At 68.0% G+C, this 25606-nt stretch carries 21 protein-coding genes and 3 pseudogenes; 1 reads left to right on the top strand and 23 read right to left on the bottom strand.

Going from position 1 to position 25606, the window contains the following annotated elements; genetic code table 11:
• Positions 1 to 27: 27 nt before the first annotated feature.
• The 4 genes from IEX88_RS01520 to rpsO form a co-directional block, all read right to left on the bottom strand.
• Positions 28 to 552 (bottom strand): DUF2937 family protein, encoded by a 525-nt coding sequence (locus tag IEX88_RS01520; protein ID WP_188848789.1) that lies wholly within the window; start codon positions 550 to 552, stop codon positions 28 to 30.
• 291 nt (positions 553 to 843) lie between these two features.
• Positions 844 to 1140 carry a putative quinol monooxygenase gene (locus IEX88_RS01515; RefSeq protein WP_188848788.1) on the bottom strand — a complete coding sequence of 99 codons (297 nt, stop codon included), beginning with the start codon at positions 1138 to 1140 and terminating at the stop codon, positions 844 to 846.
• Between the two features lie 145 nt (positions 1141 to 1285).
• Positions 1286 to 3412, bottom strand: a complete 2127-nt coding sequence (pnp, locus tag IEX88_RS01510) for a polyribonucleotide nucleotidyltransferase (RefSeq protein WP_188848787.1) — start codon at positions 3410 to 3412, stop codon at positions 1286 to 1288.
• Between the two features lie 316 nt (positions 3413 to 3728).
• Positions 3729 to 3998, bottom strand: a complete 270-nt coding sequence (rpsO, locus tag IEX88_RS01505; protein WP_188848786.1) for a 30S ribosomal protein S15 — start codon at positions 3996 to 3998, stop codon at positions 3729 to 3731.
• Positions 3999 to 4351: 353 nt separating this feature from the next.
• On the opposite strand from rpsO, the gene IEX88_RS01500 reads away from it, so the two are divergent.
• Positions 4352 to 5731, top strand: coding sequence for a diguanylate cyclase domain-containing protein (locus tag IEX88_RS01500; RefSeq protein ID WP_188848785.1), 1380 nt, complete (start codon positions 4352 to 4354; stop codon positions 5729 to 5731).
• A 107-nt stretch (positions 5732 to 5838) separates the two neighbouring features.
• On the opposite strand, the gene truB is transcribed toward IEX88_RS01500, so the two are convergent.
• The 19 genes and pseudogenes from truB to tsaB all read right to left on the bottom strand — a co-directional run bounded on the left by truB (position 5839) and on the right by tsaB (position 25576).
• On the bottom strand, positions 5839 to 6828 hold the full coding sequence (gene truB / locus IEX88_RS01495) for a tRNA pseudouridine(55) synthase TruB (protein ID WP_188848784.1): 990 nt from the start codon (positions 6826 to 6828) through the stop codon (positions 5839 to 5841).
• Position 6829: 1 nt separating this feature from the next.
• Positions 6830 to 7288: a hypothetical protein gene (locus IEX88_RS01490; RefSeq protein ID WP_188848783.1), complete on the bottom strand. Its 459-nt coding sequence runs from the start codon at positions 7286 to 7288 to the stop codon at positions 6830 to 6832.
• Positions 7272 to 7697, bottom strand: coding sequence for a 30S ribosome-binding factor RbfA (rbfA, locus tag IEX88_RS01485; RefSeq protein WP_188848782.1), 426 nt, complete (start codon positions 7695 to 7697; stop codon positions 7272 to 7274). The genes IEX88_RS01490 and rbfA overlap by 17 nt, the downstream gene beginning before the upstream one ends.
• A 305-nt stretch (positions 7698 to 8002) precedes the next feature.
• Positions 8003 to 10741, bottom strand: coding sequence for a translation initiation factor IF-2 (infB, locus tag IEX88_RS01480; RefSeq protein ID WP_308423822.1), 2739 nt, complete (start codon positions 10739 to 10741; stop codon positions 8003 to 8005).
• 315 nt (positions 10742 to 11056) lie between these two features.
• Positions 11057 to 11167, bottom strand: a pseudogene (locus IEX88_RS27165) (hypothetical protein); the annotation flags it as partial.
• Positions 11168 to 11281: 114 nt separating this feature from the next.
• Positions 11282 to 11941 (bottom strand): annotated as a pseudogene (locus IEX88_RS01475) (RNA-binding protein); the annotation flags it as partial.
• Positions 11942 to 12008: 67 nt separating this feature from the next.
• Positions 12009 to 13613 carry a transcription termination factor NusA gene (nusA, locus tag IEX88_RS01470; protein ID WP_188848780.1) on the bottom strand — a complete coding sequence of 535 codons (1605 nt, stop codon included), beginning with the start codon at positions 13611 to 13613 and terminating at the stop codon, positions 12009 to 12011.
• A gap of 102 nt (positions 13614 to 13715) precedes the next feature.
• Positions 13716 to 14351, bottom strand: a complete 636-nt coding sequence (gene rimP / locus IEX88_RS01465; protein ID WP_188848779.1) for a ribosome maturation factor RimP — start codon at positions 14349 to 14351, stop codon at positions 13716 to 13718.
• Between the two features lie 212 nt (positions 14352 to 14563).
• A complete protein-coding gene (trmB, locus tag IEX88_RS01460) occupies positions 14564 to 15313 on the bottom strand; it encodes a tRNA (guanine(46)-N(7))-methyltransferase TrmB (RefSeq protein WP_373289542.1) in 750 nt (249 codons plus the stop codon).
• A gap of 10 nt (positions 15314 to 15323) precedes the next feature.
• Positions 15324 to 16532 carry a methionine adenosyltransferase gene (metK, locus tag IEX88_RS01455; RefSeq protein WP_188848778.1) on the bottom strand — a complete coding sequence of 403 codons (1209 nt, stop codon included), beginning with the start codon at positions 16530 to 16532 and terminating at the stop codon, positions 15324 to 15326.
• 212 nt (positions 16533 to 16744) lie between these two features.
• Complete coding sequence (locus IEX88_RS01450) at positions 16745 to 17173, bottom strand: helix-turn-helix domain-containing protein (RefSeq protein WP_188848777.1); 429 nt, start codon at positions 17171 to 17173, stop codon at positions 16745 to 16747.
• Between the two features lie 151 nt (positions 17174 to 17324).
• Entirely contained in the window at positions 17325 to 18911 is a 1587-nt protein-coding gene (gene lnt, locus IEX88_RS01445; protein ID WP_188848776.1) for an apolipoprotein N-acyltransferase, read from the bottom strand.
• Between the two features lie 52 nt (positions 18912 to 18963).
• Positions 18964 to 20132: pseudogene (locus tag IEX88_RS01440) on the bottom strand (hemolysin family protein).
• Positions 20133 to 20143: 11 nt separating this feature from the next.
• On the bottom strand, positions 20144 to 20734 hold the full coding sequence (ybeY, locus tag IEX88_RS01435) for an rRNA maturation RNase YbeY (protein ID WP_188848774.1): 591 nt from the start codon (positions 20732 to 20734) through the stop codon (positions 20144 to 20146).
• Entirely contained in the window at positions 20731 to 21777 is a 1047-nt protein-coding gene (locus IEX88_RS01430) for a PhoH family protein (protein WP_188848773.1), read from the bottom strand. The genes ybeY and IEX88_RS01430 overlap by 4 nt, the downstream gene beginning before the upstream one ends.
• A complete protein-coding gene (gene miaB / locus IEX88_RS01425; protein WP_188848772.1) occupies positions 21774 to 23213 on the bottom strand; it encodes a tRNA (N6-isopentenyl adenosine(37)-C2)-methylthiotransferase MiaB in 1440 nt (479 codons plus the stop codon). Before miaB ends, IEX88_RS01430 begins: the two co-directional genes overlap by 4 nt.
• Positions 23214 to 23246: 33 nt before the next feature.
• Positions 23247 to 24110 carry a lyso-ornithine lipid O-acyltransferase gene (gene olsA, locus IEX88_RS01420; RefSeq protein ID WP_188848771.1) on the bottom strand — a complete coding sequence of 288 codons (864 nt, stop codon included), beginning with the start codon at positions 24108 to 24110 and terminating at the stop codon, positions 23247 to 23249.
• A gap of 132 nt (positions 24111 to 24242) precedes the next feature.
• The gene (gene rimI / locus IEX88_RS01415; RefSeq protein ID WP_244639805.1) at positions 24243 to 24686 is read right to left on the bottom strand and encodes a ribosomal protein S18-alanine N-acetyltransferase; all 444 of its coding nucleotides are present in this window, start codon (positions 24684 to 24686) and stop codon (positions 24243 to 24245) included.
• 182 nt (positions 24687 to 24868) lie between these two features.
• Positions 24869 to 25576 (bottom strand): tRNA (adenosine(37)-N6)-threonylcarbamoyltransferase complex dimerization subunit type 1 TsaB, encoded by a 708-nt coding sequence (gene tsaB, locus IEX88_RS01410; protein WP_188848769.1) that lies wholly within the window; start codon positions 25574 to 25576, stop codon positions 24869 to 24871.
• Positions 25577 to 25606: the final 30 nt, after the last annotated feature.

Genomic DNA, 25606 nt, shown 5'->3' with positions numbered 1-25606 from the left:
GGCGGGCCGGTCGGCCGTATGGCGTGATCAGAGCGGCCTTTGGGCCGCCGTCTGCCGACGCGCGGCCCTGCGGCGGCGCATGCCCATCGCCCCGGCGATCCCGGCACCACTGGCCCAGCCAGCCGCAAAGCCCAAGACAGTCAGGAACAGGCCGTCGCCCGTGATCGGCAGCGCCGGCCTGAAATCCCCGAGGGTTCGCTTCAGCAGGGCCCCGTCGGGGCTGCCGAGCGCCAGGAAGGGCCGCAGGATCGGCGGATTGCGCGTCAGCGTGTCATAGCGCTCCCGCAGGTCCGCATACTGTGTGATGGTCGCCTCGGCATCCGCGCCCTGCCGCGCGACGAACGTGTCCGGCGCCTGGCGCAGGCGGGCGACGGCCGATTCGCGCGACAGGCCGGCGGCCGCCGCGCTCGCATCGAAGCGCTGCACGACCGCGGCGAGGGCATCCACGGCGCCGCCCAGCCGCTGCAGATATTGCTGCGTGAGTTCGCTGGCCTGGCTGACCATGCCGCCGAGGAAAAGCGCTGCGACGACGCGGAGCAGGAGCCCGGTCATACCGGCCGCGCCGGGTCATGGGGCGCCCCGCCGTCGCCGGCCGTCGGCGACCGGTGGCGGGCCAAGGCCCAGCCTGCGATCACAACCGTCATTTCCCCGACCCTCCCGCTGCGCCGCAACCTCGCATGCCCCTGTGGCGGAGAAAAGACGCGCAAGGCGCGCTCGGCGTTCCCACAAGGGCAGCCACCAACGCGGCAGGCCGCCCGAGCACCGGGCCTGCGAACCGCCCCGCGCAGGAGCGATCCGTCGCTTTGCCCGACGTGCCCAGCATGACCCCGAGGCGTCCCCGCGTCAGAGCTGCTCGACATGGTCGGGATGGACGATCTCGATCCGCCCCTCCAGCTTGTGCGGGGCGAGGCCGGCGCGCCAGGCGAGGAGATGCGGCGTGGCGAAATGCGCGTCGAGCGCCTCGCGGGTCTCCCACTGCTCGACGAAGACGAGCGTCTCCGGCTCCAGCACGCTGGCGAGAAGGTCGTAGCGCAGGCATCCCGCCTCCTGCCGCGTCGCATGGATGCACGGGGTCGCCGCGGCGACGACGGCCGCCTGCGAGCCGGGACGGATCTTCAGGGTCGCGATCAGGTAAATCAAATGGTCTCTCCCGTGGCGCTGTCGGTCCTCCCCGACGCGCGCCCTTCATGCCGTGCCGGCGGGTCCCGCGTCCAGCAGGGCCCATGAAAAAGGCGCGCCCCTTGCGGGAGCGCGCCTCGATCGATCGGCGGTGGAAGAAGACGCGTTACGCGGCTTCCTCGCCGCCCTTGATCTCTTCGCCGGTGGCCTGGTCGACGACCTTCATCGACAGGCGGACCTTGCCGCGCTCGTCGAAGCCCATCAGCTTGACCCAGACCTTCTGGCCTTCCTTGACGACGTCGGTCGTCTTGGAGACGCGCTCGGCGCCGAGCTGCGAGATGTGGACGAGGCCGTCGCGCGAACCGAAGAAGTTGACGAAGGCGCCGAACTCGACGGTCTTCACCACGGTGCCCTCGTAGATCACGCCGACTTCCGGCTCGGCGACGATGGAGTGGATCCACTTCTTCGCCGCTTCGATCTCCTTGGCCGAGGACGAGGCGATCTTGACCGTGCCGTCGTCCTCGATGTTGATCTTGGCGCCGGTCTTTTCGACGATCTCGCGGATGACCTTGCCGCCCGAACCGATGACGTCACGGATCTTGTCGGTCGGCACCATCATCACTTCGATGCGCGGCGCGAACTCGCCGAGCTCGGCGCGGTTGGTCGACAGGGCCTTCGCCATTTCGTCGAGGATGGTCAGGCGACCGCCCTTGGCCTGGTTGAGGGCGACCTTCATGATCTCCTCGGTGATGCCCTGGATCTTGATGTCCATCTGCAGCGAGGTGATGCCCTCGGAGGTGCCGGCGACCTTGAAGTCCATGTCGCCGAGGTGATCTTCGTCACCCAGGATGTCGGAAAGGACGGCAAAGCGCTCGTCTTCCTTGATCAGGCCCATGGCGATGCCCGCGACCGGACGGCCGAGCGGCACGCCCGCATCCATCAGCGCCAGCGAGGTGCCGCAGACGGTGGCCATCGAGGACGAGCCGTTCGACTCGGTCACTTCGGAGACGGCGCGGATCGTGTAGGGGAAGGTTTCCTTGCCGGGCAGCATCGGACGGATGGCGCGCCAGGCGAGCTTGCCATGGCCGATTTCGCGGCGGCCGGGCGAACCCATGCGGCCGGTCTCGCCGACCGAGTAGGGAGGAAAGTTGTAGTGGAGGAGGAAGCTCTCCTTGTAGGTGCCGGTCAGGGCGTCGACGAACTGCTCGTCCTCGCCGGTGCCGAGCGTGGCGACGACCAGCGCCTGGGTCTCGCCGCGAGTGAACAGCGCCGAGCCGTGGGTGCGCGGCAGGATGCCGGCCTCGGCGACGATCTGGCGGACCGTCGAGAGGTCACGGCCGTCGATGCGGCTGCCGGTGTCGAGGATGTTCCAGCGGACGATCTTCGCCTGCAGGTCCTTGAACACGGCGACGACGACTTCCTTGGGCGCCTTCGGGTCCTGGCCCTCGGGCAGGAAGTGCGCCATCACCTTCGTCTTCACCGCATCGACGGCGGCGTAGCGGGCCATCTTGTCGGTGTTCTTGTAGGCATCGCGCAGCTCGCCTTCGACGAGGGCGAGCATGTCCTTCTCGAGGCCGGAATTGTCGGCGGTGACGTGCTCGCGCGGCTCCTTGGCGGCGTGCTCGGCCAGCTGGATGATCGCGTCGATCACCGGCTGCAAGCCGCGATGGCCGAACATGACGGCGCCCAGCATGATGTCCTCGGACAGCTCGTGAGCCTCCGACTCCACCATCAGCACGGCGTCCTGCGTGCCGGCGACGACGAGGTCGAGCTCCGACTCCGGCATTTCGTCGACATGCGGGTTCAGCTTGTACTCGCCGTTGATGTAGCCGACGCGCGCGCCGCCGATCGGGCCCATGAAGGGCACGCCCGAGAGCGTCAGCGCGGCCGAGGCGGCGACCAGCGCGACCATGTCCGGATCGTTCTCGAGGTCATGCTGCAGGACAGTGAGGACGACCTGGGTGTCGTTCTTGTAGCCGGCGGCGAAGAGCGGGCGGATCGGCCGGTCGATGAGGCGCGAGGTCAGCGTCTCCTTCTCGGACGGACGACCTTCGCGCTTGAAGAAGCCGCCCGGGATCTTGCCGGCGGCGAACGTCTTTTCCTGGTAGTTGACCGTCAGCGGGAAGAAGTCGAAGCCGACCTTCGGCTTCTTTTCCGAGACGACGGTGGCGAGGACGACGGTCTCGCCATAGGTGGCGAGAACGGCGCCGTCGGCCTGGCGGGCGATCTTGCCGGTTTCCAGAGTGAGGGTACGACCCGCCCACTCGATCTCGACTTTGTGCGTATTGAACATAATGGTGTGCCTTTGGTGGGCGCCGCTGCCGGCCGAGGGCCAAAGCGGTCGCATTCGCTTGTCAGAAGCGTGTCATGGGCAAGACGACGGGGGGCTTCGCGAAAGGGCTGTCCCTTTCGGCACGATCGCGCCCGGACGGCGATGCCGTCGCGGGCCATGCCGGGAAGCCGCCGGCAATCCTGCCCCATGACCGTTTCGGTTCATCCCGGCGACTTTGCAGCCGCCGGAGGGGGCAGGGCCTCGCCGGGATCAGCGAGGCTCCTGATAGAGAACCGGCGGGATCGTCCCTCAGGACGCCCGCCGGGCAGTGATTTTCCTAGCGGCGCAGGCCGAGACGCGCGACGAGCGCGGTGTAACGCGGCTCTTCGACGCGCTTCAGGTAGTCGAGCAGGCTGCGGCGGGTCGCGACCATGCGCAGAAGGCCACGACGCGAGTGGTTGTCCTTCTTGTGCGACTTGAAATGGTCGGTCAGGTTGTTGATGCGCTCGGAGAGCAGCGCGACCTGGACTTCCGGCGAACCGCTGTCGCCTTCCTTGGTCGCGAATTCTTTGATGACTTCGGTCTTGCGCTCAGGCGTGATCGACATCGTCTAGCCCTTTCTGATGATGGGTTTGGGGTCGCCCGAAGCAGGGATGTCGTCCAGCCTGGGCCATGAAAGCGCGTTGACAGGGCGAAAAGCCCGTCGGCGCTGGCGCGGGTATAGTCCAATTCCACGGGGAATGCCAGTCTCGTGCCGGAAGCGGCCTCGAACCGCCGATGGGCGGTGCGCCGATCGCCTGCCGCCCGCTTCTTCCTCCCGCCCTGGCTTGGCCGCACGCTGCAGAACGCGCCCAGCCGCGCGCTCCCGCTCCTGCCGGGGGCGGAAAACTGGGGGCGCCGGCTTGAGGGATTCTTCAGACCGCGGGCGCTATCGAGGAGGGGAAAGTTGCCACGGGTCCCATGTCCAGCTCAGCGCTCATCTACCGTCAGGTGCTGTTGAAGTTTACCGTCCCGGTGGCGATCCTCCTGGCCGTGGTTCTGGCCGTTTCGCTGATCGCGGTCTTCGCCATCGCCGAGCAGGAGACCCGCGTGACGCGGGAGCATGAGGCCCGTCTCGCCGAAAGCGCCGTCGCGGTCCGCCGCCGGCAGATGGAAACGACGGTTCTCGACTATGGCGCCTGGGACGACGCCGTGGATCGCCTGGCCACCCGGCTCGATCCGGCCTGGGCCGATGCCAATATCGGTGCCTGGACCTTCCAGTCCCTCGGCTTCGACATGGCCTTCGTCATCGCCCCGGACGGCAGCACCCGCTATGCCTCGATCGACGGGAAGCGCTCTGACCGTGCGGTCAACGCGGCGCTCACGGCGGGCTTCGGCGCCCTCGTCGCCAGCCAGCGCGCCGGCGAGCGCGACAGCGCGGCGTCGGGACTGGTCCTGGCCGACGGGCTTCCGGCCATCGTCGCCGTCGCGCCGATCCGCTACTTCACGCCGGGCCGGGAGAGCCCCGGGCCGCCTTTGCTGTTGGTCGTTGTCGACCGCCTTCTCCCCGGCAAGCTCGATCAGATCGAAAAGGCCTATCTCCTGCCCGGCATGCACGCTGTGTCGGTCGGCCAGTTTGCCGAAGCCGAGGTCAAGCTGGTGACCGCCGGCGGCGTCGCGATCGGTGGGCTCAGCTGGGACGGCGAACAGCCGGGAAAGGCGTTGCTCCGGACGGTCCTGCCGATCTGGCTGGCCCTGACGGGGCTGTTCGTCCTGCTGGCGGTCATGATGCTGAAGCAGGCGCAGTCAGCCGCCACGATGATCGCCGAAAGCGAATGGCGCGCCAACCACGACGCCCTGACGCGCCTGCCCAACCGCGTGCTGTTCTTCAACTACCTTGACGCGGCCTCTCGCCTTGTCGCGGACGGCGGGCCCCGTTTCGCCCTGCTCTATCTCGATCTCGATGGCTTCAAGCTGATCAACGACGTGCACGGCCATCCGGCCGGCGACACCGTGCTGAAGGTCATTGCCGAACGGATGTCCGGCGAGGTCGGTCCGTCCGACATGGTGGCCCGCCTCGGCGGCGACGAGTTTGCCCTGGTCCTCGACGGCCACGAGCAGCCCGCGGCGATCCAGGCCATCGGTCAGCGGATGATCCGGGCCTTGCACATTCCGATCCGACTGGAATCCGGTCAGGACGTCACGGTCGGCGCCACCATCGGCGTCGCCATCGCCGAGGACGACAGCACCGACCCGCTCGTGCTGCTGCGCCAGGCCGACGAGGCCCTGTTCCTCGGCAAGCGCGCCGGCAAGGGCCAGGTTCGGTTCCACGCCGCGCTGGCGATGCAGCAGGCGGTTTGATCGAGGAGATCGACACAGGCGCGTTTCCGGCGCCGAGGATCTGGTAGAAGCACGTTCAAGGGGAAGAGGACGGCGACTCGGGGGAATCGCCGTCCTCAAAAGGACCGTCAGCCGCGGCCGCCGAACACCCGTTTCGGGCGGAACTCGCCCTCCTCGACGGCGCCGAGCGCCACGAGACGGCCGCCGCCGGTGGCATAGGCTTCCTCGCAGAAGGCCGGCGCGTCGCGGCCGCGCAGGAGGACGGGATTGCCGGAGCGCACCCTCCCCGCCTGCTCGTCGGTCAGCGGCACCTCGTAGAGGTCCGTCAGCGCCAGAGCGGGATCGAGGACATATTCGTCGAGACCGGAGAAATCGACGACGCGCGGCTTGGCGCCGGCCTCGACCTCTTCCTCGGTCAGCGTCTCGCGCCCCTCGTCGGCGGCCATTTCGAGATCCTCGAGCGTCACCATGTCGGCTTCGTCGAACGCGCCGACGACGATGCGCCGGAGATCGACGATGTGGCCGAAGCAGCCGAGATCGCGCCCCATGTCGCGGGCGATCGAGCGGACATAGGTGCCCTTGCCGCATTCGGCCTCGAACACGGTGGTGTCCTCGGTCATCTCGACGAGGTCGAGACTGTGCACGGTGACGGTGCGGGCGGCGATCTCGAAGACCTCGCCCTCGCGCGCCAGGTCATAGGCGCGGTTGCCGTCGATCTTGATCGCCGAGAACTGCGGCGGGACCTGGCTGATCTCGCCGGTATAGCGCGGCATCAGCGCCTCGACATCGGCGCGGCTCGGCCTTGTTGCGTCGGAGACGTTCACTGCCGTTCCCTCGGTGTCGTCGGTCGTCGTCTCGACGCCCCATCGCACTGCGAACTGGTAGACCTTGCGGCCGTCCATCACGTAGGGAACCGTCTTCGTCGCGTCGCCGAGCGCGATCGGCAGCATGCCGGAGGCCAGCGGGTCCAGCGTTCCCGCGTGACCCGCCTTCTGGGCGAAATACAGCCATTTGATCTTGGAGACGGCCTCGGTCGATCCCATGCCTCTCGGCTTGTCGAAGATCACCCAGCCGGAAACCGGCCGGCCCTTCGGCTTCTTGCCGCGTCGTGCTGTCATGCTACTCGGGTGCCCCCGGCCGCTTGACCATGACTTCCGCCGTCTTGGCGCGGCAGTCGGCCGGCAGCTTCTGCTTGCGTCCGACCTTCTGGTAGCCGCGCTGCATCATGCGCTCGGCCGAGATCCGGCCGGCAAAGGTGGTGGAGGAGTTGTGCGGGCCGTAATCGTCGCCGAGCGCCTGGATCAGCATGGGATCGAGGGCGGCCATCGGCGGCAGCTCGTTGCGGATCGCCTCTTCCATCGCCTTGGTGGCTTCGGCCGAATAGGCGATCTCGGCGACCTTGATCGAGATCGGATCGGGCACGCGCAGCGAGCGGTCGAGCGAATAGGGCAGGCCCGACTCCTCGATCATGGTGACGAGCGCGCGGGCGTCGTCGGAATCCATGGAACGGGCGTTCACATAGAGCTGGTGGCGCTCGCCGGGGGATTTCGCGCCCAGTTTCTCATCGGTCCAAATCATGGTCGTCGTCCTTTTCTCGTGTCTCATCAAGGTCCCTGGCGACTTCCGGCGAGCGCAAGAGCGCATCGATGCGGGCGTAGTTGTCAAAGGACGTGTCGGTCTTGAACCGGATGTCCGGCATGTATTTCATCGTCCGCAGCGCCGGGGTGATCCGGCCGCGGACGAATTTCGAATGGCGGTTCAGCGCCTCGACATAGGGCTCGACATCGGCCTGGCCGAGAACCGTGACAAAGGCGGTCGCCAGCTTTAGGTCGGTCGACATGCGCACTTCCGTCACCGAGATCACCGCTCGGTCGAGCAGCGGCTCGCTGAAGGATTCGCGCGCCAGCACCTCCGTCACCGCATGGCGGACCTTCTCGCCGATGCCGAGCTGGCGGTTGGTCGGGCCGCTGTCTTTTCTACCGGCCATGCTGACTGCGTCCCATGATGTTTCCTGTCTCTTCTGTTCCGTCCCGTTTTCCGGGTTGATGGCCAGCGGGGCCCTTGCGCCGGCAGCCCGTCCTGCCGCGATCGGCGATCGCGCAGGCGATCATGCCCTCGTCCGCCTTGGCGCGAGGACGATCCCGCCACACCCCGCTTCGAGGCACCACCGGGATGCCGGCAGGTGTCGCGCGGGCGGCCCGGCGGGCCGAATCCGAAAAACACCGGATTTCACAATAGGCAAACGGCCCGGACGGTTGATCCGGGCCGTTCGTATCTGCCGTTCGAAAAGGCCTAGAGCGTGCGGGCGAAATGCTCGACGCGGAAGCACTCGATGACGTCGCCCTGGCGCATGTCCTCGTACTTCTCGAAGGCCATGCCGCATTCCTGGCCCGACGGCACTTCCGACACTTCGTCCTTGAAGCGCTTGAGCGTCGACAGCTTGCCCTCGTGGATGACCACGCCGTCGCGGATGAGGCGGACGCCCGCGCCGCGCTCGACCTTGCCCTCGGTGACCCGGCAGCCGGCGACCTTGCCGACCTTGGTGATGTGGAAGACCTCGAGGATCTGCGCATTGCCGAGGAAGGTCTCGCGACGCTCCGGCGACAGCAGGCCCGACATCGCCTGTTTCACATCGTCCACGAGGTCGTAGATGATGTTGTAGTAGCGGATCTCGATGCCTTCGCGCTCGGAGGCCGTCCGCGCCTGGGCATTCGCCCGGACGTTGAAGCCGATGATCGCGGCATTAGACGAGGAGGCCAGCGTGATGTCGGACTCGGTGATCGCGCCGGCACCCGAATGGATGATGCGCGCCCGCACCTCGTCGGTGCCGAGCTTGTCGAGGGCGGAGATGATCGCCTCGACCGAACCCTGCACGTCGCCCTTGATGAGCAGCGGGAACTCCTTGAGCCCCGTATCCTGCAGCTGCGACATCATCTGCTCGAGCGAGCCGCGCTGGCCGGCGGACTTCGCCACCTGCTTCTCGCGCGTCAGGCGCTGACGGTATTCCGAGATCTCGCGGGCACGGGCCTCGTCGTTGACCACGGCGAAGCGATCGCCGGCCTGCGGGGTGCCCTGCATGCCCAGGACTTCCACCGGCATCGACGGCTCGGCCTTCTTCAGCTGCGCGCCCTTGTCGTTGACGATGGCGCGGACCTTGCCCCACATGTCGCCGGCGACGACGATGTCGCCGATGGCGAGCGTGCCGGACTGGACGAGCACGGTCGCGACCGGGCCGCGGCCCTTGTCGAGCTGCGCCTCGATGACGACGCCCTCGGCGGTGCGGTTCGGATCGGCCTGCAGTTCGAGCAGTTCCGCCTGCAGCTGGATGGCTTCCAGGAGCTTGTCGAGACCGAGGCCCGTCTTGGCGGAGACCTCGACGTCGAGAACCTCGCCGCCCATGGATTCGACGAAGACCTCGTGCTGCAGAAGCTGCGTGCGCACCTTCTGGGCATCGGCCGACGGCTTGTCGATCTTGTTGATCGCCACGATGATCGGAACGCCCGCCGCCTTGGCGTGGGAGATCGACTCGATCGTCTGCGGCATCACGCTGTCGTCGGCCGCGACCACGAGGATCGCGATGTCCGTCGCCTGCGCGCCACGGGCACGCATCGCCGTGAAGGCGGCGTGGCCCGGGGTGTCGATGAAGGTGATCGGGTAGCCCTCGTGGACGACCTGATAGGCACCGATGTGCTGGGTGATGCCGCCGGCCTCGCCGGTGACGACCTTGGTGTGGCGGATCGCGTCGAGCAGCGAGGTCTTGCCGTGATCGACATGGCCCATGATCGTGACGACCGGCGGCCGCGGCACGAGGTTCTCGACATTGTCGGCGACGTTGAAGATGCCTTCCTCGATGTCGGAGGCGGCGACGCGCTTCGGCTGATGACCGAATTCCGACGCGATGAGCTCGGCCAGATCGGCGTCGATGACGTCGCCCGGCTTCATCATCTGGCCCTGCGCCATCAAGAACTTGATGACGTCGACGGCCCGCTCCGACATGCGGTTGGCGAGTTCCTGGATGGTGATGGTTTCTGGGATGGTGACCTCACGCGCGATCTTCTCGCGCTGTTGATTCATTTGCGAACGCTTCAGCTTGTCCTGGCGGCGACGCATGGAGGACAGAGAGCGGCCACGGGCGCCCTCTTCCGACGTCAACGCCTTGTCCAGCGTCAGCTTGCCCTTGCGGCGATCTTCTTCGGTGCGGGCTCTTGTCGGCTTGGCGACCTCGACCTTGACCGGACGGCGGGCGCCAGCAGGGCCGCCGCGCGAACGGCCGGCGACTTCCTCGAGCTCGCCATCGGCACGGCGCGTGCCCTTGACGACTTCGCCGCGGGCCGGACGGACCAGCGGATCCTCGCCGGGGACATTGCTGACCGGCGGCTGGGCGATGTTGGCGGGACGGCGCGAGGCCTCTTCCTCGGCCTTGCGGCGAGCAGCCTGCTCGGCCTCGAGACGGGCGGCCTCCTCGGCCTGGCGACGCTCGCTCTCCTCGCGCTCGGCGCGGCGACGCTCGTCGTCGGCGATGCGGCGGGCTTCGTCGGCGAGGAACAGGCGACGCTCCTCGGCCTCGCGCTGCTTGGCAAGTTCGAGCGCCCGGCGACGGGCATCCATCTCACGCGACGACAGGTCGTTGAGGACGGCACCGCGAGGCTGGCGGCCGGTCGGCGCGGCCGTCGGACGCTGGCTCGGTGCGGCCGGACGAACCGGCTGGGCCGACGGGCCCGAGCGGTTGTTGCCGGCCTGCGGCTGACCGGAACGGCCGGCAGGCTGCGGCGCACCGGTGCGACCGGCGCCCTGGTAGCCCGTGGCGGGACGCGCCGGAGCCGGGGAGGAGGCAGCCGGACGTGGCGCCTCGACCCGCGGAGCGGGCGTTGCAGCGACCGGTGCGGCAGCTGCCGGGGCCGGCTTGGCCGCAACAACGTCGGCGGCTGCGACGGCGGGAGCCGGCGCGACGGCGGCGGGCGCCTCGACCTTGGCGGCAACGGGTGCCTCGGCCTTCGGCTCCTCGGCCTTGGCGGCGACGGGCGCTGCCACGACTTCGGGGGCCTTGACGGCTTCAGGCGCCTTGACGGCCTCGGCCGCCGGCTCGGCAGCGACGGGCGTCGCTGCAGCGGGGGCCGGGGTTGCGGCGGCAGCCGGCGCCGGCGCTGCCGGAGCGACAGCCTCGGTCACCGGCGCGGCCGGCTTCGGCGCCTCGGCGGCGGGCGCACTGGCAGCGGCCTGCAGCGAGGCGGCCAGGGCTGCGGCGCGATCGGCCGACAGGGGCGGCGTTGCCGCGTCCTTGGCGTCGTGCGGATTGACGACCCGGCGCTTCTTGGTTTCCACGACGACATTGTTCGTCCGGCCATGCGAGAAGCTCTGGCGGACGGTCGATTGCTCGACACCCGGGCGCTTCAGCGTCAGGGTCTTCTTCGTGTTCACGCTCAGCGTCTTGTCGTCGCCGGATTTCGTGTCGCTCATCTAGACTTCCGCTTCCTGTGCAGGTTCGACCCCGCACCCACCATCCATGCCGGGACCATCCGCCTGCGGATGGTCCGAATTCGTCTTCCTGGCGATCTCCCGGTCTGTCGGCTCTGGCGCCTGCGGGGAGTTCGCTTGGGTCCGGGGACCCCGATATGTCGACAGCGCTTCCAAACGCTTCAGAAGGGCCGCGCCCGCATCGCCGGCAAGGACGGCAGCATGTATCACATTCTCGCCGCCGAAGGCCAAACCCATTTCGTCCGAGGTAAACGAACGAAACACCGGGATCGGATCGGCATCCCCCAACGCCACTGCGGCGGTGCGGGCATTGTCCAGTTTGCGGATGCCGTCGGCAGCCGCGTCGGTCGCATGTACCACAGCAATCGCGCGGCCGGTGCGGATGGCGATATCCACCTTGGCCGCGCCGGTGACGAACTCGCCAGCCTTGCGGGCAAGCCCGAAAAAGCCGAGCGCGCTGCGCCGGAGCAATTCATCGACCTCGGCCCCCAGGGTCTCGGCCGCCTTCACGTCGCTTTTCAGCGCCCGCCCGAAGAGCTTGCGCTTCACCGCCAGATCCACCGCCTCGCGACGCGCCTCGACATGCGCGCCGCGGCCCGGAAGACGCCGGCGGAAGTCCGGAACGACCGAACCGTCCGGCGCCCCGACGAAGCGGATCAGGGCCTCGGGCTCGAAGGTCTGGCGCGACACGATGCACATGCGCGTGTTCACCTCGCCCCCCAGTTCGTCTTCCACCCCATCTGCCGTCGCCGGCATCCCGGCGGTGAGGTCGCCCTTTGCCGCCGTGCCGTTGCCGGTCACCGAAGAAATCCCGTCGCGCCCCTCAGACCGCAACCTCTTCTACAACCTCGTCTTCGTCGCCCGCAGGGCCGGCAAGTTCCTCCGCCGTCACCCAACCGGCCGCGACGCGGGCCTGCATGACCATGCGGTCGGCATCGACCCGGGTGATCTCGAAGGCCGAGAGCGCGCCGGGGAAACGCTTGGTCTCGCCGTCCTTGCGCTCGGTCCAGCCGATCAGATCGTCAGCGGCGCAGCCGGCGAAGTCTTCCATCGTCTTGACGCCGTCCTCACCGAGGGCGACCAGCATCGGCGTGGTCAGGCCGTCGATCTGACGCAGCGCGTCCTCGACGCCGAGTTCCTTGCGCTTGGCGTCGAATTCGCTCTCGCGGCGCTCCAGGTATTCCTGCGCCCGCGACTGGATCTCTTCCGCCGTGTCCTCGTCGAAGCCTTCGATCGCGGCCACTTCGTCGCGACCGACGAAGGCAACTTCCTCGACCGAGGTGAAGCCTTCGGAGGCCAGGAGCTGGCCGACCATTTCGTCGACGTTCAGCGCGTTCATGAAAAGATCTGACCGCTCGGCGAATTCCTTCTGCCGGCGCTCCGATTCTTCCTGCTCGGTCAGGATGTCGATATCCCAGCCGGTCAGCTGCGAGGCGAGGCGAACGTTCTGGCCGCGGCGACCGATCGCAAGAGACAATTGGTCATCCGGGACCACGACTTCAATACGCTCGGCGTCTTCGTCGAGCACGACCTTGGAGACTTCCGCCGGCTGCAACGCGTTGACGAGGAAGGAAGCGGCGTCCGGCGACCAGGGAATGATGTCGATCTTCTCGCCCTGCAATTCGGCGACGACGGCCTGCACTCGGCTGCCGCGCATGCCGACGCAGGCGCCGACCGGATCGACCGACGAGTCGCGGCTGACCACGGCGATCTTGGCGCGGGAACCCGGATCGCGGGCGACCGACTTGATCTCGATGATGCCGTCGTAGATTTCCGGCACTTCCATGGTGAAGAGCTTCGCCATGAACTGCGGATGCGTACGCGACAGGAAGATCTGCGGTCCGCGCGGCTCGCGGCGCACGTCGTAGACGAAGGCGCGGACGCGGTCGCCGTAGCGGAAGAGCTCGCGCGGGATCTGCTCGTCGCGGCGGATGATGCCTTCGCCCTTGCCCAGATCGACGATGACGTTGCCGTATTCGACGCGCTTGACCGTGCCGTTGACGATCTCGCCGAGCCGGTCCTTGTATTCCTCGAACTGCTTGTCGCGCTCGGCGTCGCGGACCTTCTGGACGATGACCTGCTTGGCCGACTGGGCGGCGATGCGGCCGAAATCCATCGGCGGCAGCTGCTCGGCAATGAAGTCGCCGGGCTCGGCGTCCGGGTTCTTGTCGCGGGCGAGGTCGAGATAGATCTGGGTGTTGGGGTCCTCGACCTCCTCCACCACTTCCAGGAGCCGCTGCAGCTTCATCTCACCGGTCTTGGTGTTGATGTCGACGCGGATGTTCGTCTCCTGGCCGTATTTCGACCGCGCAGCCTTCTGGATCGCCTCGGCCATCGCCTCGATGACGATTTCGCGGTCGATCGACTTTTCGCGCGCGACGGCATCTGCGATCTGCAGAAGCTCGAGCCGGTTCGCACTGACTGCCATCAAATCTCTCCTCAACCAAAGCCGCGTTCGGGCGCCGTGCGGGCAAAGCCTTCCGCGCCGCCGCGATTTTCGTTCGTGACGGGCGCCGCGCGCCCGCTATGCCTACTGGTCCTGCCCGGTGGCCGGATCGTTGTCGTTCTCGCCGCGTCCCTTGCGGGCCGCCTTGTCGGCCTTCAATGCCGCATCGATCAGTTCGTCCGTCAGGATCAGGCGGGCATCGCTGATCGCGTCGAGCGCGATCTCGACGACCAGCTCCTCTTCGGGATGCGCCTGGTCGCGCTCGAAGCGGATCGCGTCGCGCAACACCTCGACGATCTTACCACGAAAACGCTTGCGCCCGGAAACCAGGCGCGAGGTCTCGAGCTTGATCAGGTGATGCGTCCAGTTGGCGAAGTCGCCATGGCGCACCAGCGGGCGGTCGATGCCGGGCGAGGAAACCTCGAGATGGTACTCCTGCTCGATGGGATCCTCGACATCCAGCACCGGCGATACCGCCCGGCTGACCGCCTCGCAATCCTCGACCGCCATCGTGCCGTCGGCGCGCTCGGCCATGATCTGCAGGGTCATGCCGTTCAGCTGCGAGATCCGCACGCGCACCAGGCGATAGCCGAGCTGCGCGATCACCGGCTCGACGATTCCCGCGATCACCCCCTCGAGCCCGTCCTCGACGATGAGGCGTCGGGCATTGGCGGCTTCGGCTTCGGCATTGGCCTCGGAAGTCCCGTCGTCGTTCGTCACGCGCTCTCCGGCGTTGGGGCCGCTCGGCAGCCCTTTATGAGGTCACGCTGCCGCGCAAGGTCGATGGGAAAGCGGAGATCGTCCCCTCCCCGGGTCGGTGCGCCGTGCGAAACCGGACCCCGGTAACAAAAAAGAGCGGGACCGGCAGGCCCCACTCTCACGACGTCATCGCTGAGAATTTAAAAGCGATATAGGCCAATTTCGCCGCGGCATCAACCCGCCGCGTGCGCGACCCGTCGAAAGGCGAGATAGCGTGGGCGGCGGCCCTCGCGCAGCGCTTTCGCCTCGTAGCGCGTTCCCGGCCAACCCTCATAGGGGACGAGCCGGTCGGCGGGCGCGGCCGCGACCTCGTCGAACGCGGCATGGGCACCGCAATGCTTCAGCGTCCAGGCGACATAGGAATCGATGTCGGAGGCGAAACGGAAGAGGCCGCCGGGCACGAGCACCCGGGCGAAGCGATCGAGATTGGCCGCGCTGACGAAACGGCGCTTCCAGTGGCGCGGCTTCGGCCAGGGATCGGGATAGAGGAGATCGATGCCGGCGAGCGAGGCGTCCGGCAACCAGTCGAGGAGGCACGTCGCGTCGTCGGAGAAGAGCTTGACCCGGTCGCAGGGCTCGGCGTCCAGCGCCGCCACCATCTTCGCCATGCCGTTGACGAAAGGCTCGGCGCCGAGGAAGCCGGCGCGGGGAAAGCGCTGGAGCATCGACAGGAGATGCTCGCCGCCGCCAAAGCCGATTTCCAGCCGCACCGCCTCGACGGTGCCGGAAAAGACCTGCCGAAGATCGGCGGGGGCGGGCTCGACCAGGTCCAGGGCGAGCTGCGGCAGGAGGGTCTCGAGGCTGCGCGCCTGGCCCGGCCGCAGTGTCTTGCCGTGCAGCCGGCCGTAGAAGGCCTCCCGCAGCCTTCCCGGACGGCTCGTGTCGGATGGCGAGGCCGCGGCGGCCGAAGCCGGCCGCGGCAGGCCCTGTTCGTCAGCCGGCAAGAGCGGCCTTCAGCTTCGGCGCGAGGTCGGTCTTTTCCCAGGAGAAGGAGCCGTCGCGGCCGGGCTTGCGACCGAAATGGCCGTAGGCCGCGCTCTGCGCGTAGATCGGCTTCGACAGCTGCAGATGCTCGCGGATGCCGCGCGGGGTCAGGCTCATGACCTGGCGCAGGGCCGTCTCCATCTTGGCTTCGTCGACCTTGCCGGTGCCGTGCAGATCGACATAGACCGACAGGGGCTCGGCGACGCCGATGGCGTAGGAGAGCTGGATCGTGCAGCGGTCGGCATAGCCGGCGGCGACGACGTTCTTGGCGAGGTAGCGGGCGGCATAGGCGGCCGAGCGGTCGACCTTGGTCGGATCCTTGCCGGAGAAGGCACCGCCACCGTGCGGCGCGGCGCCACCATAGGTGTCGACGATGATCTTGCGCCCGGTGAGGCCGGCATCGCCGTCGGGACCGCCGATGACGAACTTGCCCGTCGGGTTGACGTGCCAGGCGCAGTCCTCGGCAATGGTGATATCGGCGAGCTGCTCGCGGATGAAAGGCTCGACGATGGCGCGGACATCGGTGGAGGAGAGGCTTTCGTCGAGATGCTGGGTCGACAGCACGATCGACACGACCTCGGTCGGCACGCCATTCACGTAGCGAACGGTCACCTGGCTCTTGGCGTCGGGGCCGAGCTTGCCGGCATCGCCTTCACCCGCCTTGCGGGCGCCGGCCAGGCGCTCGAGGATCTTGTGCGCGTAGTAGATCGGCGCCGGCATCAGGTCGGGCGTTTCGCGGCAGGCGTAACCGAACATGATGCCCTGGTCGCCCGCGCCCTCGTCCTTGTTGCCCGAGGCATCGACGCCCTGGGCGATGTCGGCCGACTGGGAGTGCAGCAGCACGTCGATCTTGGCATGCTTCCAGTGAAAGCCGTCCTGCTCGTAGCCGATCGCCTTCACCGCCTTGCGCGCCGCGGACTTGACCTTGGAGCGCATCGCCTTCTCGGTCATCGAGCAGCGGACCTCGCCGGCGATCACGATGCGGTTCGTCGTCGCCAGCGTCTCGCAGGCCACGCGCACCAGCGCCGGATCCATTCCGGACTTCTTGGCTTCCTTGAAGAACAGATCGACGATCTCGTCCGAAATCCGGTCGCAGACCTTGTCGGGATGTCCTTCTGAGACGCTTTCGCTCGTGAAAAGATATGCGTCGCGTGCCATGCTGATCCCTAGTCTGAGGGCCGCGAACCGCCTTGTGCAGCGGCGAGAAGCCCATCCATCACTTGCGTCGGTTGGAATTCAGTCGATCAGTGCCGCCAGCGCGTCGGCCGAAGCCGCCAGGCCGGCGGCCGGGGTTTGACGGCGGAATGGCCCGACGTCAAGCAAAAACAGCACGCCAGCCGGGGCCAAGGCGCCGGAGCGTCCGGCCCGGGCTAGCTGGCGGCCTCGCCCTCGGCGCTGTCACCGAGGGACCGGACGAGATCGATGATCCGGCGCCGCACTTTCGGGTCGCTGATCTTGACGAAGGCGCGGTTCAACTGCAGGCCTTCGGAGGTCGAGAGAAAATCCACGACATAGTCGGGCCCGGAGGGCTCGCTGAGGCCGCCCGGCCTGTCGGCCGAAGTTCCCGGAACGTCCTCGAAGAAGAACGAGACCGGCACGTTCAAGACCTCGGTGATCCGCTGCAGACGGCTGGCGCCGATGCGGTTCGAGCCCTTCTCGTATTTCTGGATCTGCTGGAAGGTGATGCCGAGCGCCTCGCCCAGCTTTTCCTGGCTCATGCCGAGCATGGTCCGGCGAAGACGCACGCGCGATCCGACATGCGTGTCGACGGGGTTGGGCTTCTTCTTATTCTCGATCATCGTCCGACCTTCGCCCTGCAGACCGGCCCAGGTTCGGCGACCGGAAAGGATGGCCCCATTTCACTTCAGCGAACGGGGATTGAACAAGAGAATGGATCTTTTGGCAAAAATTCCTCTTATCGGGTTATTCGTTGACATAATCCGCTGTCAATCAATCCCGCCGGGCATTGTTGACAACGCGCCAGCACAACAGTAACGAACCCATTGCGATTGCAGCCCAAAACAGCCCGTTGCCCCAGCGCGAAAAGACGGTGAACGGCACCTCTGCGGGCAGCAGCACCTCGATCGTTCCCGCCGAGCCGAGCGCCAGCCCGTCAACGACGCGGCCATAGGCGTCGTTGACGACCGAGACGCCGGTATTGGCGCTGCGCACCAGCGGCAGTCCGAGCGCGACGGCGGTCATTTCGGCGTGCCGGAGGTGCTGGTAGGGTCCGGGCGTCTGGCCGTACCAGGCGTCGTTGGTGACGTTGACGATGAAGCCCGGCCGCGCGGCGGGAGAGCGGTCGATCTCGTCCTGGAAGATGATCTCGTAGCAGATCAGCGGCAGGAAGGCCGGGATGTCCGGCAGGGCGACGGGGGAGCGGTCGGCGCCGGCGGAAAATCCGCCGGGCAAGGCGGCGAGCTGGCTGAATCCGAGGCTCTCGAGATAGGCCTGGAACGGCAGATATTCGCCGAAGGGGACGAGATGCGTCTTGTCGCGGGCGTCGACGATGACGCCCTCGTCGTCGATGACATAGACCGAATTGTAGTAGCGGGGCGCGGCGTCGTCGCGGCGCTCGGCCCGCGCGGCGCCGGCGACGAGGATCTCGCCCGGCTGGAGGGCCGTGGCCAGGCGACCGATGGCGTCGGGCCGGTCGGTCAGAAGGAAGGGCACCGAGGATTCCGGCCAGATGATCAGTGTCTTCGGCGCCAGCGGCGTCTCCGGCCGGGTCTCGGTCAGCTGCATCAGCCGGTCGAAATTGCGGTCGGCTTCCGCCGCGTCCCATTTTTCGGTCTGCGGAATGTTCGGCTGCAGGATGCGCAGAGCGAGCCCGGCCTCGGCTTCCCCCGTGGCGCTGGCCAGGCGAAAGGCGCCGAAGCCGACATGCGCCACGCAGAGCAAGGCCGCCAGGGCAAGCGCGGGCGCGCGTCCCCGTGGCGCCACACAGAGCGCCGGCGCGGCGAAGACGAAGACGGCGGCGAGCGTCAGCCCGTGCAGGCCGACGACGGACACCGACTGCATCAGCAGCGGCACGGGCGCGGCGAGGACGCCGATCTCGTTCCAGGAAAAGCCGGTGAAGAGCGTGCCGCGCAAGACTTCGAACAGGGAGAAGCTGACGGCGAGCGCCAGCAGCCGCAGCGGCCCCTCGACCCAGAAGGCGCGCGCCAAAGCGGCGGCGAGGCCGAAGTAAATCGATAGGATGGCCGGCAGGACGAAGACGGCGAGCGGGATCGCCCAGAGGAAGGCGTCGCCGCCGGTCAGCATGGCCGCGCCCAGCCACCACAGGCCGGCGACGAAATAGCCGAAGCCGAAGCACCAGCCGATCCGGAAGGCCGGGCCGAGGCGGCGCAGCATGCCGGCGGCCGGATTGCCGGCGGCGCCATCGAGCATCCAGACCAGAAGCGGAAAGCCGACGAAGCCGGCGGCGAAGAAGTCCACCGGCGCGAGACCGAGGGCAGTGAAGGCACCGGCGAACACGGCCAGCCCGGCGCGGCGCCAGCCGTCCATCAGCACGACCTTCGCCGCAAGCTTTCGCATCGCCAACAACCTCGTCTACCCGCCTCGTGCGGACGGCACCCACCGTCCACCGCTACCCATCCGGCCGCAACCTTTCGTCAGGCTCCCCTCGCCGTCGCCCGCGCGGGACGCCGCCGCGCCCGCGGGCACCTGCGGACAGGCCGGAGCCTTGCCGTTGCCTTTGCCTCAGGAAAGGGCGGCGCCGTCGCTGGCGGGGCTGTCGAGACGCACGATCCGCACCCGCCGCACCCGGCGCGGATCGGCGTCGAGGACATGGAACTCGAAGCCCGGGACCGCCGCGACCACTTCACCACGGGCCGGCACGCGGCCGAGGCGGGAGAACAGCAGTCCGCCGACGGTCTCGGCCTCCTCCTCGAAGTCGGAGAAGTCGAAGTCGTCGCCGATCATAATCCGGACATCGTGCAGGTCGGCCCGGGCATCGGCGACATAGACGCCGTCGCCGCGCGCCACGATCAGCGCGACCGCGTCGTCATGCTCGTCCTCGATGTTGCCGACGACCATCTCGATGATGTCTTCCAGCGAGACCAGGCCATCGGTGCCGCCATATTCGTCGATCACCAGCGCCATCTGCGTGCGCGTCGCCTGCATGCGCGCCATCAGGTTGGAGGCGAGCATCGACGGCGGCACGAACAGGACATCGCGCAGGAGGCCGAGCTCCTCGATGCTGCGGTCGAGATCGATGTGGCCGAGATCCAGCGGCGTCTCGGGCACCGGTCCGACGACCGTCTCGAGATCCGGCGCCGCCGGCGTGCCGGTCTGGGCGCAGCGGGTGATGTGTGCCAGGACGTCGCGGATGTGGATCATGCCGCGCGGATCGTCGAGATCCTCGCCGTAGACCGGCATGCGCGAATGGCCGCTGGCCTCGAACTCGCGCATCAGCTGGCCGAGGGTGACGGTGATCGCCACCGCCTCGACATCGGCCCGGGGGACCATCACGTCCTCGACGCGGACCTCGCGGAGCCTCAGAATGTTGTTCAGCATGGCGCGTTCTTCGGTGGAGAACACGCCGTCGCCGTTGCCGCGCAGGGCATCGGCGAGATCCTGGCGCAGCATGGCCGGAACCTTGGGCTTCAGGCGGGCCATGAAGCCGGACAGGAAACTCTGCCGGATGGGCGCCTGCGGCTTTTGCCGGGCGCCGGGACTTCGGTCTTCCGGCGTTCGCTCGGCCGCCGCTTCGTAACTCGTCCCGGCATGCCCGTCCTGCTCTCGGGGGATCTTCATCTGGCTCATCGTCACCGGTTCGCTTGGGTTCTGTCCGCCGTGCCGGCGGGGGCCATCATGGCATAGGGGTCGGCAATGCCGAGATCGGCGAGGATCGCGGTTTCCAGCTGTTCCATCGCCTCCGCGTCGTCGCTGTCGACATGGTCGAACCCGAGACAATGCAGGAAGCCATGCACGATCAGATGACAGAGATGGTCGTGCAGCGTCTTGTCCTCGGCGGCCGCCTCACGCTCGAGCGTCTCGCGGGCGAGGATTACGTCGCCGAGCATCGGACCGGGAAGGTCGCCCGGCTCCAGATCGACGAGCGGGAAGGACAGGACATTGGTCGGCTTGTCGATGCCGCGCCACTCGGCGTTGAGCGCCTGAACGGCGGCATCGTCGGCGAAGGTCGCGCCGAGCTCCGTGGCGAGGTCCTGCGGCAGCGACAGGCGCGCGGCCGATGCCGCGAGACACCGGAGAACCAGGGTCTCCAGATCGCCGAGGCCTTGGTCCAGCCAGGCCTCGTCGTCGACGGCGAGCGCCACGCTCAACCCGGAAAAGATCCCGGATGGGGCGGCCGCGCTCCGTGGCGGCGGCGCCGGCTGGGCGGCAGGCTGGCTCATTGTCGCTCGCTGGGCAGGACGGGGATGCGGTTGCGGGTGCTGTCGGCCTCATAGGCCTCGACGATCGCCTGGACCAGATGATGGCGGACGACGTCCTTGGCCTCGAAGCGCACGGTGACGACGTTCGGAATGTCGCCGAGCACGCGCATCGCCTCGACGAGACCGGACTTCTGGCCGGGCGGCAGATCGATCTGCGAGGGATCGCCGGTGACGACCATGCGGGCATTCTCGCCGAGCCGGGTCAGGAACATCTTCATCTGCATGGATGTGGTGTTCTGCGCCTCGTCGAGGATGACGCAGCAATTGGACAGGGTGCGGCCGCGCATGAAGGCGAGCGGGGCGATCTCGATGGCGCCGGCAGCCAGCGCCCGCTCGACCTTCTCGGCCGGCATCATGTCGTAGAGGGCGTCGTAGAGCGGCCGGAGATAGGGATCGACCTTTTCCTTCAGGTCGCCCGGCAGGAAGCCGAGCCGCTCGCCCGCTTCGACCGCGGGGCGCGACAGGACGATGCGGTCGACCTGGCCGCGCTCAAGCAGCATGGCGGCATGGGCGACGGCGAGATAGGTCTTGCCGGTGCCGGCCGGGCCGACGCCGAGCACCAGCTCGGCGCGCTCCAGCGCGCGCATGTAGGCGTCCTGCGTCGACGTGCGGGCGTGGATGGTCTTCTTGCGCGTCGAAATCTGCGCCAGCGACATGCGGCCCTTCTTCTCCAGCGTCGGCAGCACCAGCTGGTCGTCCTGAGCGATGGCCATGCGGATCGCGCCCTCGACATCCGACTTCTGGATCTCGGCACCGCCCTGCAGCCGGCCGTAGAGATGGTCGAGGGTGCGCCGCGCCTGTTCGCTCGCCATGGGATCGCCGCGCAGTTCGACCTGATTGCCGCGCGTGCGGGCATCGACGCCGAGCTTCTGCTCGATCACCGCCAGATTCTCGTCGAACTGTCCGAAGAGCGAGCTCGCCAACCGGTTGTCCTCGTAGCTGAGGACGATATGCGCCATGTCGGACGCACCGGACGAGGGAACCGCTCCACGAATGGCCTTCATGCGATCATCCTTAAAGGCTGCCTGTCCGGGGGATTGGCCCCCACGGCCACCAGCGAATTCGCGACGAGGCTGTCGATCCTGACCCTGACGACGTCGCCGATGGCGCCGGCCGAAAGGGGCAGAACGACGGGCTGCAGAAACGGCGAGCGTCCGACGAGCTGATGGGGATAGCGGCCGGGCTTCTCGACGAGAACCTCGATCTCCTGGCCGACGAGCGAGCCCATGAAGGCGAGGTTCTGTTCGCGCAGGAGCGCCTGCAGGCGCTCCAGCCGCTCCGACATCACCGCCTCCGGCACGTGGTCCGGCAGGTCGGCACCGGGCGTTCCCGGGCGGGGCGAATACCTGAAGGAATAGGCCGAGGCGTAGAAGACGGTACGCACCAGATCGAGCGTCGCCTGGAAATCCTCTTCGGTCTCGCCGGGAAAGCCGACGATGAAATCGCCCGACAAGGCGATGCCGGGGCGGCTGCGGCGGATCTTCTCGACCAGGCGCAGATAGTCCTCGGCCTTGTGGCGGCGGTTCATCGCCTTGAGAATGCGGTCGGAGCCCGACTGCACCGGCAGGTGCAGATAGGGCATCAGCGCCGGCAGGTCGCGGTGCGCCTCGATCAAATCGTCGCCCATGTCGCGCGGGTGCGAGGTCGTGTAGCGCAGCCGGGCGATGCCCGGGATTTCCGCCAGCCGGCGCAGGAGATCGCCGAGGCCGATGGGGACGCCATCCTCGCCGGCCCAGGCGTTGACGTTCTGGCCGAGCAGGGTGATCTCGCGCACGCCGGCCTCGGCCAGCCGCCTTGCTTCGCCGAGGATCTGCGCGGTCGGACGCGAAACCTCGGCGCCGCGGGTATAGGGCACGACGCAGAAGGTGCAGAACTTGTCGCAACCCTCCTGCACGGTGAGGAAGGCGGTGACGCCGCGGGCGAGGATCTGCCGCGGCTTGGCGTCGGGCAGATGGGCGAACTTGTCCTCGACGGCATAGTCGGTGTCGACGACGCGCTCGCCGGCGGCGACGCGGGCCAGCGCCTGCGGCAGGCGATGATAGGTCTGCGGCCCGATGACGAGGTCGACGACCTTCGCGCGGTCGAGAATCTCGCGCCCTTCCGCCTGCGCCACGCAGCCGGCCACGGCGACGCTGAGCGACTTGCCGACGGCGGCGCGCTCACGCTTCAGGACATTGATGCGCCCGAGCTCGGAATAGATCTTCTCGGCCGCCCGCTCGCGGATGTGGCAGGTGTTGAGGAGGATGAGGTCGGCTTCGTCGATCGCCTCTGTCGGCTCGTAGCCGTCGCCGGCCAGGGCGTCGCCCATGCGCTGCGAATCATAGACGTTCATCTGGCAGCCATAGGTCTTGATGAAGACCTTGCGGGGCGGGGCCGCAGCCGGCCCGGGTACCGTGGAGCCGCCTGTCCCTCTTAAACCATCGTCGTGACTTGAAGTCATGCGCCCTTCTGGAAGACCTGTCCTGCCAATCTCCTATATCGGCTCGGCAGGCATGGGACGCAAGCGGTGATTAACGTTTGCGGGCAAAGACTGCGGATCGGCCGCCGGACTGTGACCGGCGAGACTCTGGCCCATCAGCCGCCGCACCTCCGCCTCGGCCGCCCGGGCGACGGCCTTGCGGTCGCTGGTGGGGGTGAAGGGGATGGGCGTGCCGAAGGAAATCTCGACATCGATCGCCCCTTCCCTGAGGAAGCGGACGAGATGGGGCCCGAGCGTGACATCGCCCGGCCAGGCGGCGAGCGGCCGGTGGAAGCGGCCGAGCGGCAGGCCGTGGGCCCTGACATAGGCGATCGAGACCGGCTGCACCACGACGGCCTCGGCCCCCGACTGCTTCAGCGCCGTCTGCGCGGCGCCGAACAAAGCGGTCTTGAACGGCAGCACGGCATTGCCGTCGGAGGTCGTGCCTTCGGCAAACAGAACCATGGCGTCGCCGCGGCTGAGGCGTTCGGCGATGGCGTCGGCCTGCTCGCCGGTGCGCCGGCGCTCGTCGCGGGCGACGAAGACGGTGCGCTGCAGCCGGGCGAGTTGTCCGAAGGCCGGCCAGGTGCGGACCTCGGACTTGGCGATGAAGGAGAGCGGCACGATGCCGCCGAGCGCGATGATGTCGGCCCAGGACTGGTGGTTGGCGACGACCAGCATCGGGCGCCCTGTGGCCGGCGTGCCGTGGACGATGACCCTCAGACCCGCCAGCGGACAGGCGATGCGGTGCCAGAGCAGCGGCAGATAGCGGGCGATGGGCCATTTTAGCCAGATCGCCAGCGCCTGCAGCGGCAGCAGCACCAGCGTCGTCAGCGTCAGCACCACGATGAGGAGGGCGATGCGCAGCGAGGCCATCAAAGACGCAATCCGCGCGACCGGGCAACCGATCGCGTCAGGGCGACCAGACGGGCCGGCCGGAACAATCGACGGATCAGAGCAAGCAAGGGCATGGTATCGCTGAGGCCTCGCCGTGGAAAGACCCGCCGATGCTTACCCAAGCACCCGCTTGAGGACAAGCGCACTAGTCTTTCGCCCCCTATCATCGCTGTAGTAGGCGGGACGCCGGCCGACCTCGGCAAAGCGCAGGCGGCGATAGAGGGCGATCGCGGCGGCGTTCTCCTCGTCGACCTCGAGGAAGAGCGAGTCGGCCCTTTCCTGATGCAGGTGCTGCAGGACCTGGTCCATGAGCATGCGGCCGACCCCGCGGCCGCGAAATTTTGGCGAGACGGCGATGGTCAGGATTTCGGCCTCGCCGGCGACGAGCCTCGCCAGCACGAAGCCGGCCGGGGCGTTGCTCGGGGCCCCGACCCGCCGGGCGACGAAGCCGAAGGCTCCGGGCTGCGACAGGAGCGCGGCGAATTCGTCGCCGGACCAAGGGCGATCGAAGGCCTGGCTGTGGATGTCGGCGACGAAGTCGAGGTCTTCCGGCTGCATCGGCACGGCGACGAGCGGCAGCGTGCCGGCCCACTCGTTCCAGAAGGTCGCGGTCCAGACCCAAGGCAGATACCAGTACATCGCCTCTCCTCCCTGCTGCCGGAACCCGGCCATGCCATGGCAGGTCTTCGCCTGCTCTGGCTCAACATCGTAGCAGACGGGTCTTGCGACAAGGTTGCCGATCAGGCCGCCGACGGCGGCTCGGCGGCGTGCGAAATACCGGTCGGTGCGGCCGGCTTGGCGTCGGCGCCACGCAGATAGAGAAGGTGCAGCGGGCCCTCGGGCGCCCGCGCCGCCGCGAGACGTGTCAGGGCGTCCATGTCCGCCAGGCCTTCGGGATTGGCGATGCCGGTGAGCTGATCGCCGAGGACGTCGCGCGCGATCCCGGCGCCCGTGCCGACGGCGATCAGCGGCCTTTCGGCCAGGGTGCCGGCGACGAGCGCTGCGAGATTCCCGGGAGGCAAGGCCTGCGGCGGGGCCAGCACCGCTCCGTTCCGACCGTAGAGCGCGGCATAGACCTCGCCGCGCTTGGCGTCGCTGACGGCCAGCACGCGGCCCTCCCCGCCCCAGTGCGGTTCGGCGAGGACCTCCAGGCTGGACAGGCCGACCAGCGGCCTCGTCAGCGCCAGCGCCAGGCCCTTGGCGGCGGCGACGCCGACGCGCAGGCCGGTGAACGAGCCGGGGCCGACGACGACGGCGATCTTGGCGATGTCGGGATAGCCCGCGCCGGCCTCGCTAAGCACGTCCTCGATCAGCCCCATTAGAACTTCGGCATGGCCGCGGCCGATGTCGGGAGCGATGGCGGCGAGCCGCCGCGTGCCGCCTGCGTCATGGAGGGAGACGGCACAGCGCGGCCCTGATGTGTCGATGCACAGGAGGAGGTCGGTCATATCAGCCGGTTAGCTTCTCGCTCGCCCGGA

Source organism: Aureimonas glaciei (assembly GCF_014643375.1).
Taxonomy (GTDB): Bacteria; Pseudomonadota; Alphaproteobacteria; order Rhizobiales; family Rhizobiaceae; genus Plantimonas; species Plantimonas glaciei.
The sequence above is the reverse complement of the archived record's forward strand: the minus strand, read 5'-3'. Positions and strand labels throughout refer to the sequence as shown.